An 18,171-nucleotide genomic window follows, 5' to 3' on the forward strand; every position below is an offset into this window, starting at 1 on the left:
ATTAAATGTCTTTTTCCTTTTGCTCAAATGGCAGTGTAATTTTAAAAACTGCACCTTTATCAAGAACTCCCGAGGCTGTTATTGTACCTCCGTGACGTTCTGCTATTTTTTTACAAAGTGACAATCCCAATCCGGTACCTTCGTAACGGTCTTTGGAATTAAGTCGGGTAAAAGTTTCAAAAATACGACCTGTCTGATCAATATCAAAACCAATTCCGTTATCTTCAACAGTAATTATTGCAAAATTTTTATCGCCTTCAGTTTGTTCTTTGGCGGCAATAACGATTTGCGGTGGTACTTCTTCCCTCGCAAATTTAATAGAATTATTGATTAGATTATAAAACAACTGATAAATCAATACAGCAGCACCTTCTATCGTAGGAAGGTTATGATAGAAAATTTTTCCGTTTGCTTTCTGCAGCGTAATTTCCAAATCTGTTTCAATATTTTTGATCACTTCATTAAGATCTACTAAAGTAGCGGTTTGAGAGTCGGCATTAATTTTAGAATACGCCAGAACGCCATCAATCATATTAAACATACGATCCGAAGCTACATGAATTCTGTCAATAAATCGGGATGAAGATTCGTCTAATTTACCTTCAAGATGATTTTCCAGACGGCCTACAAATGTTTTTATTTTTCGAATTGGTTCTTTTAAATCATGCGATGCCACGTGCGCAAATTGTTGTAAATCATCATTAGAGCGCTGTAATTCTTTGGTACGTTCTGCAACCAGAATCTCCAGATTCTCTGTAATTGATTTTTGTTCATGAATATCTGTGCAGGTTCCAAACCATTTCGTAATTACACCATCTTTATCCTTAATAGGAACGGCTTTACTTAAAAACCAACGGTATTCTCCGGTACTCGCATTTCGCAATCGAAACTCAAGCTGATACGAAGTACCGCTGTACACACTGTTGTACCATACTTTAGAGACCAGTTCTGCATCGTCGGGATGAGCTTTGGAAATCCATCCGGAATCTCCAAAATCATCCTCCTCCATACCTGTATATTCGTACCATCGGCTGTTATAATAATCTACAAATCCGTTTGGATTAGCGGTCCAGATCATCTGAGGAACAAGATCGGCTAGCTGTCTGAATTTTTCTTCGCTTTCTGTAATTACATTCTGAAGTTCTTTTTGCGAAGTGATATCACTCGCTGTACCAAACCATTCTATAATTTTATTGTGCTCGTCTAATATGGGAACAACCCTCGAAAAAATCCAGCCCACTGAACCGTCTAAATTAATTACCCGGTGTTCCATTTCAAAAATGCTTTTGTCTACAATAGATTTAGAAATGAGATGAACTGCTTTTTCCAAATCTCCTGGATACACAAATTTATCCAGCCAATTCACGCCGCGCCCTTCAGGTCCGGATAATAATCCGTCACCTTCCAGACTCTGCATAATCATCCAGTCCGCATCCATGTGATAGACTAAATCTGACGATGCATTTACGAGTGCACGAAAACGTTTTTCGCTTTCTTCCATTTTCTGTCGTGCCATAACCTGTTCGGTTACTTCGACAGCAACCTGTATCATTCCGGTGATCTCTCCTTCTTCAATTAAAGGACGATAAGCCAAGTTATAATAGTAGTTTCTTAATTGTCCGGTACGGTTATGTGGTACACGAACTTCGCTTTGGTCAAATGGGATTCCTTCATTATATACTTTCAAAACCTGTTGCCAGACATATTGTCCTTTGAGTTCCGGTAAAACATCAATGAGGCGCATGCCGATGATTTCTTCGCCACGGCCAATCATCTGAAGCATGTGAGTATTAATTTGTTCGATTACCAAATCATCTCCTTTTAAAACCAAAGTAGGCGCCGGAGTCTGAGAAATCATATGTCGGAACCGGTTCTCACTAACGCGGAGCTTTTCTTCAGCCAGTTTTATTTCGGTAATATCCCTGGTTGTTCCGGCTACACTTTCTACTTCTCCATTTTCGTTAAAAACCGGGACTAAAATATAATCGTAAACCCTTTTTCCCAGTTCTGCATGCGGAAAAGAAACCGTCCCTCTGATTGATCTCTTTTCAGCAACAATAATATCTATTTCTCTTTCATGCATTAAAGCATGCCATTCTTCGTATCCATTTTCTCTTAAGCCCTTACCTATTGCATCTTCTGCCGATTTCCCCCACATGTTGAGCAGGGCTTTATTGGCATACGTAAATTTATAATCCAGATCAAATACATAAACCAGATCGGGCGTGCTGTTTATTATAGAATCGTAAAGTCTTTTTTGTTTTTCTGCATCAACTGAAGCGGAATTTAATGCAGTTTCTGCTTGCTTTTTTTCAGATATATCTTCCATTGTCACAACCAGCAGTTCACCTTCTTTTACAGCGTTAAAAACAAACCAATAGTCAGTATCGTCCTCTGTGTAAGATTGTTCAAAATTACACGCCACTCCTGTTTCTGCAGTTTCAATAAATTTTCTAAGATTGTCAGTTTCTTTCATTTTCGAAAGCTCACTGTAACGTTTACCTGCATAATCCGGATTATTAATCCAGTTTATCAGATACGTGTTTAGTAATAATATGGAAAAATCCTGTACTTTACCTTTATCATCAAATAAAGGTTTTAGTACTGCAATTCCGCTTGGAGCAGAATTAAAAACAGTCTGAAAGAGGCTTGAATTATTTATTATCTCCATTATAGTAGTTGGTGAAAATAATTTCCAATGCTGTTTAATGAAATTAAAGACATAGTAATTTGGGTTAAATCCTTCTCAAATATAAATAAAAACCTGCGTAATTAAATCATTCATTTTAATTATTAGGCACAAATAAAATCAGGTAAAATGAGGTTGGCAAACTGTTTTAATTTCACAAAGCCAAATCGTGAGATTCAGCTTTGTAAATTATTGTAATATTTGCTTTTTTTATTTTGCTACAGAATCAACCTGAACACTGGATGCAGTGTCTTCCATAATTGTATCTACTTCTGGTCCAACCGTGTCGAGAGTATTCTGAATAGTATCATTCTCGTTTGGTGTCATTGTCGCAGCTTCATTATTTTTACAGGAAAATGCAACGCCGATTAAAAGAATCACAAAAGCAATTTTAATGTTTACTATTGTTTTCATCCTAAATATTTTAAATTAATTAATTCAATCTGTCTGTTAAATATCAGATTTACTTTTTCTTGTTTTTTTGTGTATCGGATTTTGGCCTTACACTATCCTTCTGTACACCTGAAGAAGGTGTATAAGTTGCACCATCCTGTGAACTTGCGCTGGGTCCGGTTCCTGTTCCAGTGGTATTTTCAGACTGATCATCTGCTCTTTCCTGATTTCCGGCTCCATGTGTCTGAGGAGCAGCTTCAGTTGCAACAGTATCTGTTGTAATTCTTGTCGAATCTGCAGAACTGGTCGTATCTACCGGAATTGTGCTTGTTTCTATCTCATCACTGTAACCGTCATTTTTTTTACAGGAAACAAACAGTCCTATTAAAGCGGCTAAAAACATAATTTTCATTCTAAGTATCGATTTCATAATATATGGTCTTTTCATTTTTACTAAGTAACTAATTATAAAATATTTGAGATTACATTATTTTTTAAAATCCTTACATAAAAGCCTACTTGAAATCCTATAAAACTGGAATTGGAAAATTGTAATCCTTTTCAGCATTTACGAAGTAGATTTGGTAATATTCATTTAAATAGCATTTAAAAGATTACAGATGGAAAATTCAAATCAAAATATAAATGAAGGAAGCATCACTTCTGGTGAAAATGTTTCCTTTTGGGTAGATTCTACAGATCTGATCTCCTATGAAAAACCAACTCAGGACATTACTACAGAAGTTTTGATAATCGGTGGTGGTATTGCTGGACTTACAACTGCTTACAAACTTATTAAAGCAGGAAAAAAAGTAGTTTTAGTGGAAGATGGCTTTATCGGAAGCGGAGAAAGCGGCAGAACAACTGCTCATCTTACTTGTGCGCTTGACGACAGATATTATTATATTCAAAATACTTTTGGTAAAGAAAACGCCAAACTTGCAGCCGAAAGTCATAGTGCCGCAATTGATGAAATCGAAAAAATTGTAACTGAGTTAAATAGTGACTGCAATTTTAAACGAGTAAATGGTTATTTATTCCTTCATCCTAATGACAAAGAAAAAAATCTAGATAAGGAGTTTGAAGCAACTCAAAACGCAGGACTTGATACTGTTTTATTAAATCATATCCCATCTCTAGCAAACGCGCAGGATCAACGTTGCCTTACATTTAAAAATCAGGCACAGTTTCATATATTACATTATCTAAAAGGGCTTTCACAAGCCATTATAGACCTTGGAGGAGCAATTTATACAGAAGCCCATGCCGAAAATATAACCAAAAAAGGCGCAACAGTAAATGGTTTCAGTTTTTCTGCAGACCATATTGTAGTGGCGACCAATACACCAATTAACGATGTTGTAACCATGCACACCAAACAGCATGCGTACAGAACGTATGTTATTGGCGGAAAAATTCCGAAGGGCAGTTTGCCCCACGCTTTGTGGTGGGACAGCGGTGATCCGGAATCAAAATGGGTTGCAGAACCTTACCATTATGTCCGACTCGAAGATTTTGATGATGAATATGATTTGTTAATCTGCGGGGGAGAAGATCATAAAACGGGACAGGCAGACGAAGAAGATATTTCTGCACTTACGCGCTATGAGCTATTAGAAAACTGGGCCAGAAAATATTTTCCGATATTAGATGAAGTAATATATAAATGGTCGGGTCAGGTTATGGAACCTTTTGATTCTTTAGGTTTTATGGGAAGAAATCCCGGCGATGATAATGTTTATATCATCACAGGAGATTCCGGAAACGGAATGACTCATACTACTATTGGTGCCATGATAATATCAGACCTGATTCAGGGTAAGGAAAATAAATGGCAGGATTTATACAGTCCGTCGCGCATTACTTTTAAGGCGATGGGCGACTATCTGAAGGAAGCAGGAAATATGGCATCACAATATCTGGACTGGATTACAGGATCTGATCTTAAAAATACCGCTGATCTGGAACCTGGTGAAGGCGGAGTACTCTCTTTAGGATTACGAAAAGTTGCGGTATACAGAGATTATGATAAATCCTTACAGGCTTTCTCTGCTGTCTGTCCGCATTTGGGCTGTATTGTGCAATGGAACTCAGACGAAAAATCGTTTGACTGCCCCTGCCACGGTTCCCGATTTGCTACAGACGGGACAGTTTTAAACGGACCTGCAGAAGATAATTTATCAAATATTCATATTAAATAGTATAAGGCCGACATTCCGAAAATGTCCTTATTAATGTTATGGTGAATGAAAAAAGCTTGCAACAAACAATGTTGCAAGCTTTTTTATTTAATAATCTATGTAATAAAAGTATTTTACAAAGTAACCAGTTTCACGCCCAAAGTAAACCATCTTGATGGCAATGGTACTGCACCAGTTTCATAATAAACAGCATTGAAAATGTTTTGCCCGTCCAGGAAAATCGTGAATTTATTAATGGACTGACTTATCCTGAAATCATTTACCCAGTACGAAGGCCCGGTAATTCTTTCGTTGAAACGAGTTGCAAAAGAAACAGATAAATTTTTAAACTGATAATCTATAGTATTGGTAATTTGATGTTTTAATGAAGAAATTAAGTACTTAGAATATATTTCTGTTCGGGAACTTTTAAATTCAGAATCCAGATAAGTATACGCCAATAAAATATTCAGCTTCGAGTCTTTTGAGAATACAAGTCGATAGATACCTCTTAGATTAATTCCGTTGGTGTTCAAGTCTCCAGTATTCTGGCTCTGCCATGGCATCGTGGTTGCATTGCGCATCCAGTCGATATAATTATCAATTTTTCTGTAGAAATAATTTGCATTAAAACTTAATGCCTTTTTATTATATTTAAAACCAATTTCACTCTGGAATGCATTTTCTGAATCTAAATCTACATTTCCTATATTTCCCGTCTGTTTCAGATACAAATCTGTAAACGAAGGAATTCTTTGGCTGGTTCCTACATTTCCAATAATTTTAAACTGATCTGTTATGGCATAACTTGCATCAATTCCGGGATAAATCTGCCATTTATAATCAGAATTGTAATTCAGATAAGTTCCAACATTAATATCTAGCTTTTCAGTAAAACTTGTTCTGTATTCGGCGTAAATCCCCATATTTTCGCGGTCGTGATCTCCTATATTGGAAGAATGAATATTTTCATTTCTAAATTCGGCTCCAAAACCAATTTCTCCCTTAGACAATTTAACGGTAGAATTTAATTCCCCGGCAATCGAATTGGTATAATGCTGACTTCTACCCGCATTTAAATTGGCATTTCCTAAATAACGGTAATCGTCATAATTGTATCGGTAGGTAACGCGAGGCATAATTATCCAGCTTTCGGTAATTGCGTGTTTAGACTGGATATTTGCAAATGTTGTCTGTACAATTTCTGTTGAATTAATATCTCCCGGCGCGGCATAAAATCCGTTTGCTCCAAATCCGTTGTTAATGTAACCCGCAGAACCTAAAATTTCATTAGAATCATTGATTTGCACATTTCCCTGATAGAAAATTTTATTATTTTCGAATGCGGTGTTGTAACGGTACCCATTACTTTTATCGTGCGATGCAAAGATTAAATGCTGTTGTTTCTCTTCACCTAAAACCGCTCCTGCCTGAACGCCGGTGCCGTAAAAAGTATCACCGGTATCCTGTGTATCTTTTTCAAAATTAGAACCTGCATACGTGCTTACCATAAATCCTGAATCAGTTGGTTTTTTGGTAATAATATTGATCGCACCGGTTAAACTGTTGATGCCATAAATTCTTGCAGCCGGACCACGAACAATTTCAATTCTTTCTATTGCTTCAACCGGAAGGGGCAGATTCAGCATATTATGAGCCGTTTGCGAATCAATTACTTTGGCTCCGTTTAATAAAACAACAGTCTGTTCAAAACTACCGCCGTCTACGCTTACATCTGCCTGAGTTCCAAACGGTCCTCGCTGGCGAATGTCGACACCGTTGGCGTATTGCAATATTTCCTGTAAGGTTCTTGCCGGTAAAGTTTTTATGGTTTCGCTGGTAATTACATAGACGTTGCGGTTTTGTTTAGAGATCGGCGTATTAAAACGGTTTTCATTAATTATAACTTCATCCATCTGCGTAATGGAATCACTTTTTGTTTGTGCGTAAAATTGGGTACAAATTACTGAAAGGACAGCAAAATAGATTTTTTTCATTTTGGTATTTTTTTTGGCAAAAGTAGTATCTTGCCGTACTAATCAAGTATACCAGTTTTGTAATTATGAATAGTCCGGTTGAAATTCCTTTTAAAAGCTTTATTCACCTTAAACCAGAAGAAAGCACCGCAATCTATCTTCAGATTGTATTTGAATTTATCAAAGCCATTCAGACCGGATTTCTGCCCGAAGGAACTAAACTTCCCGGTTCCAGAATCTTATGTAAAATATTGTCGGTCAACAGAAATACACTTATTAAAGCCTTTCAGGATTTAGAATCGCAGGGTTGGATTGAAACTATTCCAAACCGCGGAACTTTTATTTTATCGCAGCAGAAGCAAAAAAGCAAGGCCGAATTTTCAGTGTCAAAAAATCAGCAGCCATTTGGTACAACGGTTGGTTTTTCGTTTCAAACTTCCACAATTCTCGAAAATCCGACCGAAATCAGTAATCTTCCTTTTCAGTTTAATGACGGAATGCCCGATTTACGACTCGTTCAGACCGATGTCCTTGCCCGAATTTATGTTTCCAAATTAAAAAGAAGAAAAACTTCTAAAACATACGAACAAATAGAACAGCGGTCACATTCGAATTTTAAAACTCATTTTTCCAATTATTTAAATCTTACCCGCGGCATACGTATTGCGACATCCAATCTTCTTACGGCAAGCAGTCACGAAATTGCTTTGTATCTGGTTACCAAAGTGCTCATTGCACCAGGCGATACAGTTGTCGTTGCTTCTCCAGGATATTATATGTCTAATATGACATTAACCAATACGGGGGCACAAATTATTTCTATTCCGGTAAACGATGACGGAATTGACACTAAAAAACTAAAAGAAATTTGCGAAACCACAAAAATCAGAATCCTGTACCTGACTTCCAATTACCATTATCCAACCACAATTTCGCTTAGCGCTAAAAAGAGAATCGAAGTTCTTGAATTAGCCAATCAATACGGATTTGTAATTTTGGAGGACGACTATGATTTTGATTTTCATTACGATAACAATCCCGTTTTACCTTTAGCAGCTTTTGATTCCCATGAAAAAGTGGTGTATATCGGCTCTTTCGGTAAATCTTTGCCTTCCGGATTTAGTTATGGTTTTGTTGCCGCTCCTGCGGAATTTATAGAGGAACTCGAAAAACATCAAAATATTCTGGAACCCCGAATCGATGTTATAAAAGAACAGGTTTTAACAGAATGGATTACGGAAGGCGAAGTGCACCGACTTTCAAAAAAAAATAAAAAACTCTACAAAGAACGTCGCGATCATTTCGTTTTACTCCTTAACGAAAAATTAAAGGACAGAATTAAATTTAAAGTGCCGCCAAGAGGTTTAGCGATTTGGGTAGAATGGCTGGATCATTTTAATCTCATACAATTACAAAAAGAATGTGCCGGCAAGGGTTTGTTTCTTCCTAAAACAATTTTATACCAAACCAAAAATCTCACCGCCACCCGTTTAGGATTTGGCCACCTCGAAAATGAAGAAATGGAAAAAGCAGTTTCTATATTAGAGGATTGTATTAAAATCGTAGCCCATAAATCCCTTTAATACTGATAATTATATAATTACAGGTTTTAATAGTATAAATAAAAAAGTATCACTGAAAGTAACTTTACCATAGTTAATTCAGAAAAGCTATGATTTTATATACTACTATACAATTAATAATAGTTACAATTGCGGCTACAACAGCGATGACGTTTTTTAGCTATGTAATGTCCAATACGTTTCGCGAGTTGTACAAGGAACCCGTTTTGCTGACTTTTGTTTTAGAAAAATTAAAAATCAACCTTTCAGAAAAGTCAAAACAAATTTGGGCCTGGCTGATTCATTATTTTATAGGACTTCTATTTGTTATTGGTTATCATTTACTATGGTCAAACCATATTTTACCCATTTCACCATTGATTGCCGTAATTTTTGGGGCCATAAGTGGGATCATCGGAATTATAGGATGGTTTTTCTTATTTAAAATAACCCATCATCAGCCGCAAATTGATTTTAAAGGCTATTACATCCAGTTGTTTTTTGCACATGTCATTTTTGGTATTGTTGCAACTGCAGTCTATGCTATAAGCCTTTCAACTTTTTAATACAGTACGTTATGTCATTATCCAAATACAATCAGAAAAGAGATTTTAAACAAACCAAAGAACCCAAAGGAAAAGTTGCAAAATCGGCAAGCGAATTGATTTTCGTGGTGCAAAAACATGCCGCATCACACCTGCATTATGACTTTAGATTAGAAATGGATGGTGTTCTAAAGAGCTGGGCAGTGCCAAAAGGTCCGTCGTTAGATCCGGAAGTGAAGCGCCTTGCAATGATGGTTGAAGATCATCCGTACAGTTATAAAGATTTTGAGGGCACTATTCCGGAAGGAAATTACGGCGCAGGAAATGTTATTGTCTGGGATCACGGAACGTATACTTCTGATGAAAAGACAGATTCTGATGAAAAGCAATTATTAAGCGACCTTGCAAAAGGACGTCTGAGTTTTATCCTGAAAGGGAAAAAATTAAAAGGCGAATTTTCTCTGATTAAACTTCACGGAAAACAGGAAAATGCCTGGCTTTTAATGAAGAAAGATGATAAATATGCTTCTACTGAAGATATTTTAGCAAAAGATAAATCGGTTATTTCCAAAAGAAGCCTTGACCAACTGGAAGAAAAAGCTAAAAAAGTTTCGCTTAAAGCGGAAGAAAAACCTGCTGCAAAAAAAACAGCAAAAAAAAAATCCAGCCCAAAAACTGAAAAAGCGGAATTTTTAAAACCAATGCTGGCAACGGTAAAAGAAAAACCTTTTGATGATGATCAATGGATTTTTGAAAATAAATATGATGGCTACCGGACTGTTGCCGTTATAAATCCGAATGAGGTGGAATTGTTTAGCAGAAACGAGATTTCTTTTAATACCAATTACAAAACCATTGCAGAAGATCTTAAAAAAATAGACCATACAGTTGTTCTGGACGGTGAAGTTGTCGTGGAAAATGAGGAAGGAAAAGCAAACTTTCAATTGCTTCAAAATTACATGAAAACCGGAATTGGAAATCTGAAATATTATGTTTTTGATTTATTAAATCTCGACGGAAACCTAATTACAGAATTATCTCTTTTGGAAAGAAAGGAACTGCTTAAAATTCTGTTTAATAAATATCCGTTTACCAATGTAATTTACTCCGAACATACAATCGGCGACGGAATCAAACGGTTTGAAGAAGCTGCTAAAAACAAAAGTGAAGGTATTATCGCTAAGAAAGCAGACAGTACCTATACCATTAACAGAAGAAGCAATAACTGGCTAAAAATAAAAACCGCAAATGAAGAAGAAGCTATAATTATCGGAGTTACAGAACCTAAGAACTCAAGAAAGTATTTTGGGGCAATTCTGCTCGGGCAATATGACGGCAAAAGGCTTCAATATATTGGAAAATGTGGTACGGGTTTTACCGAAGCGGTTTTAAAAGAATTATACAACGAACTGGAACCTCACTTTACAGATCAGTCTCCGCTTGACGAAAAAATTCCGTTGCGCGATACTATTCAATGGGTGAAACCTAAAGTGGTTTGTCAGGTGAAATTTTCAGAATGGACTCAGGATCAACATTTGAGACATCCTGTTTATCTCGGAATTAGAATTGATAAAAAGGCAACTGAAGTTTCTTTATCTTTTAAAAAAGATAAAAACACAAAGTCATCAGATTCACAATCCAATACACAATCAAATATACAATCAAAAACAGAAGAAATGGAAGATTCTAAAGAAACTAAAAAAAAGGGTAAAACCGAAAATGATTACGATTTGAAGGTTGGAAAAACAGTTTTGCATCTTACTAATCAAAATAAAATATATTTTCCAAAAGACGGAATTACAAAAGGCGAAATCGTGCAATATTATAACGAAGTTTCTTCTTTGATTTTACCGTATTTAAAAGACCGTCCTGAATCGATGAACCGCTTTCCTAACGGAATAGCCGGTCCGAGTTTTTATCAGAAAGATGTTGATGTAGATAAAATTCCGACCTGGCTTAAAACTGAAAAAGTATACTCAGAATCGAATGATGCCGAAATAGATTATCTTATTTGCAACGATAAGGAGACGTTATTGTACATGGCTAATTTAGGCTGTATCGAAATGAATCCGTGGAACTCCACAATAAAAAATATCGAAAATCCGGATTGGCTGGTTATCGATCTGGATCCCTCAACAGACGATTTTAGTCCGGTAATTGAAACCGCTTTGGTTGTAAAAGAGGTTTTGGACGAATTGGAAACAGAATGTCTTTGCAAGACTTCCGGTGCTTCGGGTTTGCATATCTACATTCCGCTTGGCGGTAAATACGATTATGACTCGATTAAAATTTTAGGGGAATTGATTGCTAATGAAGTGCATTCGAGAATTCCTGTTATTACTTCTGTAGAAAGAAGCATCAAAAAAAGAAACAATAAATTGTACATCGATTTTCTGCAAAACCGACGCGGACAAACTTTGGCTGCTCCTTATTCGGCAAGACCAAAACCGGGCGCAACAGTTTCGACACCACTGGAATGGAGTGAGGTTAACAAAAAACTGCATCCGTCTCAGTTTAATATCAAAAATGCAATGAAACGTTTTGAGAAAAAAGGAGATTTGTGGCAGCCGGTTTTATCTAAAGGAGCCGACATTAAAAAGATTATTGAGAAACTGGAAGAAATAAAAAAAGTCTAAGAAGACTTTTTCTTTTTCGTTTCTAAACTGGCTTTCAGCATTGACATTAAATCGTCGCTTTGTTTGTGTACCACCTCAAGTTTTGGAGCAGCTTTTTTGAGTTTTCCTTTGGCTTTCTTTTTAATAATATCTAAAAGTTTAGCGGTATACTCATCTTTAAAACCAGATATATCAAACTTTTCGGTTAGCTGATCGATCAGTTTTTCGGCCATGTCCATTTCTTTGGTAGATTTTTTGGACATGGGCGGCAATTTTAATTCCTCGGTTGAACGAATTTCCTGTTCAAAGCGAATTCGGTTTAGAACTATAACGTTTTTATATGGTTTTAAAATTGCCAGGCTTTCCTTGTTTCGCATAACAAAACGTGTTACGCCCACTTTTCCGGAGGCCTGCAATGCATCACGAAGCAATCCGTAGGCATTCATAGCACCTTTATCGGGTTCCAGATAATACGGCTGTTCATAATAGATGCTCTGAATTTCTTTTTCAAAAGCAAAACTTTCAATATCAATTGTTTTGGTTTTTACAGCATCGGCAGCTTCAAAATCAGAATCGTCCAGAATTACATACTTGTCTTCCAGTTTGTAGCCTTTTACAATCTTTCCAAATTCTACTTCTTTGCCGGTATCCTCGTTCACACGTTTGAATTTAATGTGAGCATGATCTTTTGGATCAAGCATATCCATATCAAGCGTGCTTTCCTGAACTGCAGAAAACATCTTTATAGGAATATTAATTAATCCGAAACTTACTGAACCTGTCCAAATTGATCTCATGACATTTGTTTTAAAATTGACTTCTAAATTAAGCCAACTAAAAACATAAGTCTTACAAAATCAAAAGATAGTTTTATAAAATTCTGCTTTTTATGAATGGCAAAAAAAACAAAAATGTGATGCTTAAAAAATAGATCTCACATTTTGCATTTCACATATCAGAAATTTTTCACCATCCCTTAACAGCGCCGCCTTTAAATTGCTCATTCGCAACTTTTTCGACCTCCGGAGATTGAAATGCCTTTAAAAACTGTTTAACTTTTTCTTCATTTTTATTGTCTTCACGGCTTACTACTAAATTAACGTACGGAGAATCTTTATCTTCAACAAACAAAGCGTCTTTTGCCGGAACCAAACCTGCCTGTGAAGCAAATGTATTGTTTATAATGGCGATAGAAACATTTTCGTCGTCTAATGCACGTGGCAATTGAGGTGCCTCTAATTCCAGAATTTTTAAGTTTTTTGGATTGCTTATAATATCTGTTACTTTTGGCAGCAAACCAACACCTTCTTTTAATTTCAGCAAACCATTTTTTTGCAGAAGCAACAAAGAACGTCCACCGTTTGTTGGATCATTTGGAATGATAATGGTGCTTTCATTTTTCAATTCTGAAAGGTTTTTTATCTTTTTGGAGTATGCCGCAATCGGATAAACAAATGTTTTCCCGATAATTGCCAATTTATAACCACGCTGTTTAGACTGTTCGTCCATGTATGGTTTGTGCTGAAAAGCATTGGCATCAATATCCCCCTGACTTAGAGCTTCATTTGGAATCACATAATCGTTGAAGGAAACTAATTCTACTTCCAGACCAAATTTTTCTTTCGCTACTTTTTTTGCTGCTTCCGCCACCTTTAATTCCGGTCCCGAAGCAACTCCCACTTTTATAAAATGGGGATCATTTTTTTTATCGTTTCCGCAATTTGCTAAAACAAGTGACAACACTATAATTCCGGTAGTTTTTAAAATATTTAATTTCATAATATTATTTATTTTGCATTTATATTTTCCAATTATCTAATTGACTAATTATCTGTGATCAAATCTTTTGGATAAGGCATCTCCGGCAAACTGAATTGCAAATACCAGTAAAACCAGTAATGCCAGGACGGAATTCATTGTTACGGCATCGTATCCGATATATCCGTATTGGTATCCCACTTGTCCAAGTCCGCCTGCACCAACAGCTCCACCCATTGCAGAATATCCCACAAGGGTAATTAAGGTAATTGAAGCCGCATTTATTAACGAAGGCAAAGCTTCCGGAAGTAATACTTTATAAACAATCTGAAAAGGGGTTGCACCCAAAGCCCTTGCCGCTTCTATTAATCCTGAAGGAAGTCCCAGCAAACTATTTTCAACCAAACGGGCGATAAAGGGTGCTGCACCAATACTTAACGGAACCAGAGCAGCACTTACACCAATCGATGTCCCAACAATTGCACGGGTAAACGGAATCATCCACACTATAAGAATAATGAATGGAATAGAACGAAAAATATTGACTACCACAGATAATGTGCTGTTTAAAACCTTTTGCTCTAAAATTTGGTTTTTACGGGTCAGGAAAAGTAAAATCCCTGTTGGAAGTCCGATTAAAAAACCAAAGAGACCCGAAACAAAAGTCATTACAATGGTTTCCCACGTTCCTTTTAACAATAAATCTATAAGAGAGTCAGACATAGCCTATAATTTCTGTTTTAATATGTTTTGAATTGAAATATTGAATCGCCGCAGCATAATTTTCGCGTTTCCCTGAAAGTTCAATCAGCATCACTCCGAAATTAACTTCTCCTGCCTGATCCATCTGTGCACTAACGATTTTAAAATCGGTATCAAAAAGTCTGGACACTTCAGAAATAACAGGTTCGTTTACCGATTTCCCTGTCATTTCGAGTTTCAATAACGGATTCAGATTTCCGTTGTCTTCTGTCTGTAACTTTTCCTGATAAACCGACGGAACATCAATATGAAGCGAAGAAGAAATAAATTCTTTTGTCAGTTCGTGTTTTGGATCTGCGAAAATTTCGCCCACACTTCCCTGCTCAATTAATTTTCCGTGGCTGATTACCGCAACCTCATCACAAATCGATTTGACTACTTCCATCTGATGCGTAATCAGTAAAACGGTAATATTTAAGCGTTTGTTAATGTCTTTTAGTAAATTTAAGATCGATCTTGTAGTGGCAGGATCCAGTGCGCTTGTGGCTTCGTCGCACAATAAAACCTTGGGATTATTGGCTAAAGTCCTGGCAATCGCAACTCTTTGTTTTTGTCCGCCTGAAAGACTCGCCGGATAATCGTTTGCTTTTTCTCCCAGTCCCACTAACTGCAATAATTCTGAAACGCGGGTTTTGATTTCGTTTTTTGAAGTTCCGGCCAGTTCCAAAGGAAAGGCAACATTTTCAAATACAGTTCTGGAAGAAAGCAGATTAAAATGCTGAAAAATCATTCCGATCTGTCTTCTTTCAATTGCCAGTTCTGCATTTGATAATTGCATCAGTGCTTTTCCGTCTACTATAATTTCGCCGGATGTTGGTCTTTCCAATAAATTGACACAACGAATCAACGTACTTTTTCCGGCACCTGAAGTTCCGATTACACCAAAAATTTTCCCGGGCGGAACTCGCAGCGAGACATCAGACAAGGCAGCAACTATTCTGTCTTTCTGATGAAAAGTTTTGGTTACATTTTTTAATTCAATCATTCTTAAAGGTTTAAAAACAAAAAAGCCTTTCAACAATTCAGGAAAGGCTCTTTGAAATATATAACATTGTTTATATCGAAGCCCGTTCAATGCATCTCATTACAGTATCACAGCACATTGATGTACTGCAATTATAATAATTCTTCATATTCAGGCCGTAATTTCTCATTGCGGTTGCAAATTTAAGCAGTTATTTTCAATTTCAATGCATAAATCAACAAAACTTTTATTTCCCTATCAGATTAATAGACTACTATAACGATTACTTCTGCTTCTAAAAAAAACACAAAACTTATCTAACAAAAAAGACAGCTATAGTAGCTGTCTTTTAAAGTATTAAAATAAAATTTATTAATTGTTCTGCTCTGCCATAACAGATTTATTGAGCTTGATAACCCTGATTCTTTTATTCGTATTATCAGAAAGAAAAATTTTATCGTCGAGTTGTGCAGTTCCTACGATAGTTCCAAATTTGTTTTGTCCCAGAATATCCGAAGCGTTTAAAACCGCTTTATAATTCATTTTACTAAATTCTTCTTTTGGATACAGTCTCAGATAAGAAGCACTTCCCACATTTTCTGATGTTACTGCCCAGTCTTTACTAAAAGAAACTGCAATTGGTTTTACATCTACCAATGGTATTTTTTCCGGTTCGATTGGAGTCGTCAGCGAATTTGCGGCATTTGCTTTTATGTTGGCAATATTATAGTACAAATAACTTTTGGCATCTCTTCCGGCTATAACTAATTTTCCGTTAATTACATCCATAGAATAAACTTCTGTGCCACCGTTTAAAGTATTTAATTTGGCAATTGGTTCGAGATTCCAGTTGCTTGTTTCGGTAATCTGAGAAGTTTCAAACACTTTTATCGATGTGTTTTTTTCTTTTACGAATATCAAACCGTCTCTGACAACAACGCCAAAAACGTGTACGAAAGTCTGCCACCACTGCCCGTTTCCAACCGTACTGATTCCGGCATTTGTACTTTCATCAAAAACAAATAATCTGGATTCTGTACTTCCGACATAGATACGTCCGTTGTCTACAGCAACTGAAGTTAAGCTTGCAAGCGGAATTGTTGTTGTGCCTTTTGTATATTCTTTAATGGTTTTAATATGGGCTAATGTCAAAGCGTTAAATACTTCCAGAACATTTCCATTAATGACGTACAATTTTTCGTTTGCAATGGCGATTCCTTTCGGGTCAAATCCTTCTGTACTTCCGGGAATATTTTCTGCAGCGATATAAGCTTCATCTGTAGGATAGTAATAAGTATACTCTTTAGACTCAATATCGTCTTTACTGCAATTTGTAAATAAACAAAGCGCAAGAATCAGGGGCAAAATATGTTTCATGTTTAATTTATATGTTAGTTCCATTTTCCTTCGCCTTTATACTTCAGCAAAAATGGATTTTTCGGATTAATTGTAAATACTGGTTTTTTATAGGTTCCTTTCAGATATGCGGTTTTTGTATATGTTTTTAAAACCTCCGGATCTGTAAAAGGAAGATCATTTAAGTAAATCAGATACTTATAAAAATTTGTCAGCATTTCCTGCTGTCCTCCTCCTTCACCGCTGTTTGCCAAATTACTGCTGTGGCTAAAACCAATGTGATGCGAATATTCGTGTGACCAAACCGACATCTCTCCTACCCAGTGGCCGGTTACATAACCAGATTCCCATTGTGACGCCAGTGTGCCTCCACCCCAGGCAGAATCTCCGCCCACCATTGCCATGTACAGGGTACGTTTATCCAGATAATTCCAGTATATTTTTTCGATTTCGTCTTTGCTTATGTAATCGTAAACTCCGTCGGCATCTTCCGTATTTCCGTGCCAGTTTAACGCACCATTTATCGCTGTTCCTGCTGTTGCTGCCTGCTCTTGTTTGTATTTATCAAAATTGGTAAAGGTGCTGTAATACAACGGATGACTCAATGCATACGAGTAATTGATAATCATTGCAATTGCTTCCTTTGCCAACGCAGGATTCATTGGTAAATATTTCCCTAATTCATTAATGTGATAACCATCATGAAACTGAACTAAATGTGAAGATTTTATTTTTTTGAATTTTTGAAATAAAGGATCGGCCGATTCAACAGAAAATTCAATCACTCCGGAAGAGAAACCTTCGATTTTATCAATTGTTAAGGTGTTGCCCGATTCCAGCAAATAATCGTTTTTCTTATCTGTCATTGGAAGTTTATGAAACGAACGATGAAAAGCCGGTATTTTCGAAAATTCATAAATCAAAAATCGTTTATCATAATTAGGCAATTTGGCATACACTTTTACATCTGAAAGTCCAACCGGTGAATACAGAGAAACCTGTACAGAATCTTTTCCTTTCTGAATAATCTGAAGCGGTTCGTTTACTCTAAACCAGCGATCTGTTTTGTCGTACATTCTGGCAGGATCTTCCGTATCTTCAAACATTGTCATGGGATGATTTTCTGCAGGTAAAGCTGTAGCGTCTATGCTTGGCAGATAATTCGGCTGGTACGACTCGGCATCGTCACTGCAGCTAAAAATGACACCTGATACAATAGCAAGTACAAATAAGTGAATGTTTTTTTTCATTTTGAGTAAGTAGGTTTTGGGGTTAAATTATCCTGCAAAACTATCAATACTCTTAACATAAACAAGCACGTTGAAAGAAAAATAAGAACATTAATTATATTTATAATAAGTTTTTTAAGAT

General features: G+C 36.4%; 14 protein-coding genes. 4 read left to right on the forward strand and 10 right to left on the reverse strand.

Going from position 1 to position 18,171, the window contains the following annotated elements:
* Position 1 precedes the first annotated feature (1 nt).
* From ABEB31_RS02660 to ABEB31_RS02670, 3 genes are all read right to left on the reverse strand, one after another.
* Positions 2-2,671: a PAS domain S-box protein gene (locus ABEB31_RS02660; RefSeq protein ID WP_347049792.1), complete on the reverse strand. Its 2,670-nt coding sequence runs from the start codon at positions 2,669-2,671 to the stop codon at positions 2-4.
* A 228-nt stretch (positions 2,672-2,899) separates the two neighbouring features.
* Positions 2,900-3,103, reverse strand: a complete 204-nt coding sequence (locus ABEB31_RS02665) for a hypothetical protein (protein WP_347049793.1) — start codon at positions 3,101-3,103, stop codon at positions 2,900-2,902.
* 49 nt (positions 3,104-3,152) lie between these two features.
* A complete protein-coding gene (locus tag ABEB31_RS02670; protein WP_347049794.1) occupies positions 3,153-3,512 on the reverse strand; it encodes a hypothetical protein in 360 nt (119 codons plus the stop codon).
* Between the two features lie 190 nt (positions 3,513-3,702).
* On the opposite strand from ABEB31_RS02670, the gene ABEB31_RS02675 reads away from it, so the two are divergent.
* Positions 3,703-5,283 carry an FAD-dependent oxidoreductase gene (locus ABEB31_RS02675; RefSeq protein WP_347049795.1) on the forward strand — a complete coding sequence of 527 codons (1,581 nt, stop codon included), beginning with the start codon at positions 3,703-3,705 and terminating at the stop codon, positions 5,281-5,283.
* Between the two features lie 113 nt (positions 5,284-5,396).
* Here the strand turns inward: ABEB31_RS02675 and ABEB31_RS02680 are convergent, their stop codons facing one another.
* On the reverse strand, positions 5,397-7,259 hold the full coding sequence (locus ABEB31_RS02680) for a TonB-dependent receptor plug domain-containing protein (protein WP_347049796.1): 1,863 nt from the start codon (positions 7,257-7,259) through the stop codon (positions 5,397-5,399).
* Positions 7,260-7,324: 65 nt separating this feature from the next.
* Here ABEB31_RS02680 and ABEB31_RS02685 point away from each other — a divergent pair, with 65 nt between their 5' ends.
* The 3 genes from ABEB31_RS02685 to ligD all read left to right on the forward strand — a co-directional run bounded on the left by ABEB31_RS02685 (position 7,325) and on the right by ligD (position 11,981).
* Positions 7,325-8,821 carry an aminotransferase-like domain-containing protein gene (locus ABEB31_RS02685; protein ID WP_347049797.1) on the forward strand — a complete coding sequence of 499 codons (1,497 nt, stop codon included), beginning with the start codon at positions 7,325-7,327 and terminating at the stop codon, positions 8,819-8,821.
* An 89-nt stretch (positions 8,822-8,910) separates the two neighbouring features.
* Positions 8,911-9,366, forward strand: coding sequence for a hypothetical protein (locus ABEB31_RS02690; protein WP_347049798.1), 456 nt, complete (start codon positions 8,911-8,913; stop codon positions 9,364-9,366).
* Between the two features lie 11 nt (positions 9,367-9,377).
* Entirely contained in the window at positions 9,378-11,981 is a 2,604-nt protein-coding gene (ligD, locus tag ABEB31_RS02695; RefSeq protein ID WP_347049799.1) for a DNA ligase D, read from the forward strand.
* Here the strand turns inward: ligD and ku are convergent.
* From ku to ABEB31_RS02725, 6 genes are all read right to left on the reverse strand, one after another.
* The gene (gene ku / locus ABEB31_RS02700) at positions 11,978-12,757 is read right to left on the reverse strand and encodes a non-homologous end joining protein Ku (protein WP_347049800.1); all 780 of its coding nucleotides are present in this window, start codon (positions 12,755-12,757) and stop codon (positions 11,978-11,980) included. The genes ligD and ku overlap by 4 nt on opposite strands.
* 169 nt (positions 12,758-12,926) lie before the next feature.
* A complete protein-coding gene (metQ, locus tag ABEB31_RS02705) occupies positions 12,927-13,739 on the reverse strand; it encodes a methionine ABC transporter substrate-binding lipoprotein MetQ (RefSeq protein ID WP_347049801.1) in 813 nt (270 codons plus the stop codon).
* 48 nt (positions 13,740-13,787) lie between these two features.
* Positions 13,788-14,441 (reverse strand): methionine ABC transporter permease MetI, encoded by a 654-nt coding sequence (metI, locus tag ABEB31_RS02710; protein WP_347049802.1) that lies wholly within the window; start codon positions 14,439-14,441, stop codon positions 13,788-13,790.
* Positions 14,434-15,465 carry a methionine ABC transporter ATP-binding protein MetN gene (metN, locus tag ABEB31_RS02715; protein ID WP_347049803.1) on the reverse strand — a complete coding sequence of 344 codons (1,032 nt, stop codon included), beginning with the start codon at positions 15,463-15,465 and terminating at the stop codon, positions 14,434-14,436. Before metN ends, metI begins: the two co-directional genes overlap by 8 nt.
* A 351-nt stretch (positions 15,466-15,816) precedes the next feature.
* Entirely contained in the window at positions 15,817-16,845 is a 1,029-nt protein-coding gene (locus ABEB31_RS02720; protein WP_347049804.1) for an NHL repeat-containing protein, read from the reverse strand.
* Positions 16,836-18,050, reverse strand: a complete 1,215-nt coding sequence (locus ABEB31_RS02725) for a hypothetical protein (RefSeq protein WP_347049805.1) — start codon at positions 18,048-18,050, stop codon at positions 16,836-16,838. Before ABEB31_RS02725 ends, ABEB31_RS02720 begins: the two co-directional genes overlap by 10 nt.
* Positions 18,051-18,171: the final 121 nt, after the last annotated feature.

It is taken from the genome of Flavobacterium olei, assembly GCF_039749035.1.
Lineage (GTDB): Bacteria > Bacteroidota > Bacteroidia > Flavobacteriales > Flavobacteriaceae > Flavobacterium > Flavobacterium olei.

Coding starts and splice junctions, on each gene's coding strand:
- ABEB31_RS02660 (WP_347049792.1), bottom strand. CDS start 2,671: ATGGAGATAATAAATAATTCAAGCCTCTTTCAGACTGTTTTTAATTCT.
- ABEB31_RS02665 (WP_347049793.1), bottom strand. CDS start 3,103: ATGAAAACAATAGTAAACATTAAAATTGCTTTTGTGATTCTTTTAATC.
- ABEB31_RS02670 (WP_347049794.1), bottom strand. CDS start 3,512: ATGAAATCGATACTTAGAATGAAAATTATGTTTTTAGCCGCTTTAATA.
- ABEB31_RS02675 (WP_347049795.1), top strand. CDS start 3,703: ATGGAAAATTCAAATCAAAATATAAATGAAGGAAGCATCACTTCTGGT.
- ABEB31_RS02680 (WP_347049796.1), bottom strand. CDS start 7,259: ATGAAAAAAATCTATTTTGCTGTCCTTTCAGTAATTTGTACCCAATTT.
- ABEB31_RS02685 (WP_347049797.1), top strand. CDS start 7,325: ATGAATAGTCCGGTTGAAATTCCTTTTAAAAGCTTTATTCACCTTAAA.
- ABEB31_RS02690 (WP_347049798.1), top strand. CDS start 8,911: ATGATTTTATATACTACTATACAATTAATAATAGTTACAATTGCGGCT.
- ligD (WP_347049799.1), top strand. CDS start 9,378: ATGTCATTATCCAAATACAATCAGAAAAGAGATTTTAAACAAACCAAA.
- ku (WP_347049800.1), bottom strand. CDS start 12,757: ATGAGATCAATTTGGACAGGTTCAGTAAGTTTCGGATTAATTAATATT.
- metQ (WP_347049801.1), bottom strand. CDS start 13,739: ATGAAATTAAATATTTTAAAAACTACCGGAATTATAGTGTTGTCACTT.
- metI (WP_347049802.1), bottom strand. CDS start 14,441: ATGTCTGACTCTCTTATAGATTTATTGTTAAAAGGAACGTGGGAAACC.
- metN (WP_347049803.1), bottom strand. CDS start 15,465: ATGATTGAATTAAAAAATGTAACCAAAACTTTTCATCAGAAAGACAGA.
- ABEB31_RS02720 (WP_347049804.1), bottom strand. CDS start 16,845: ATGGAACTAACATATAAATTAAACATGAAACATATTTTGCCCCTGATT.
- ABEB31_RS02725 (WP_347049805.1), bottom strand. CDS start 18,050: ATGAAAAAAAACATTCACTTATTTGTACTTGCTATTGTATCAGGTGTC.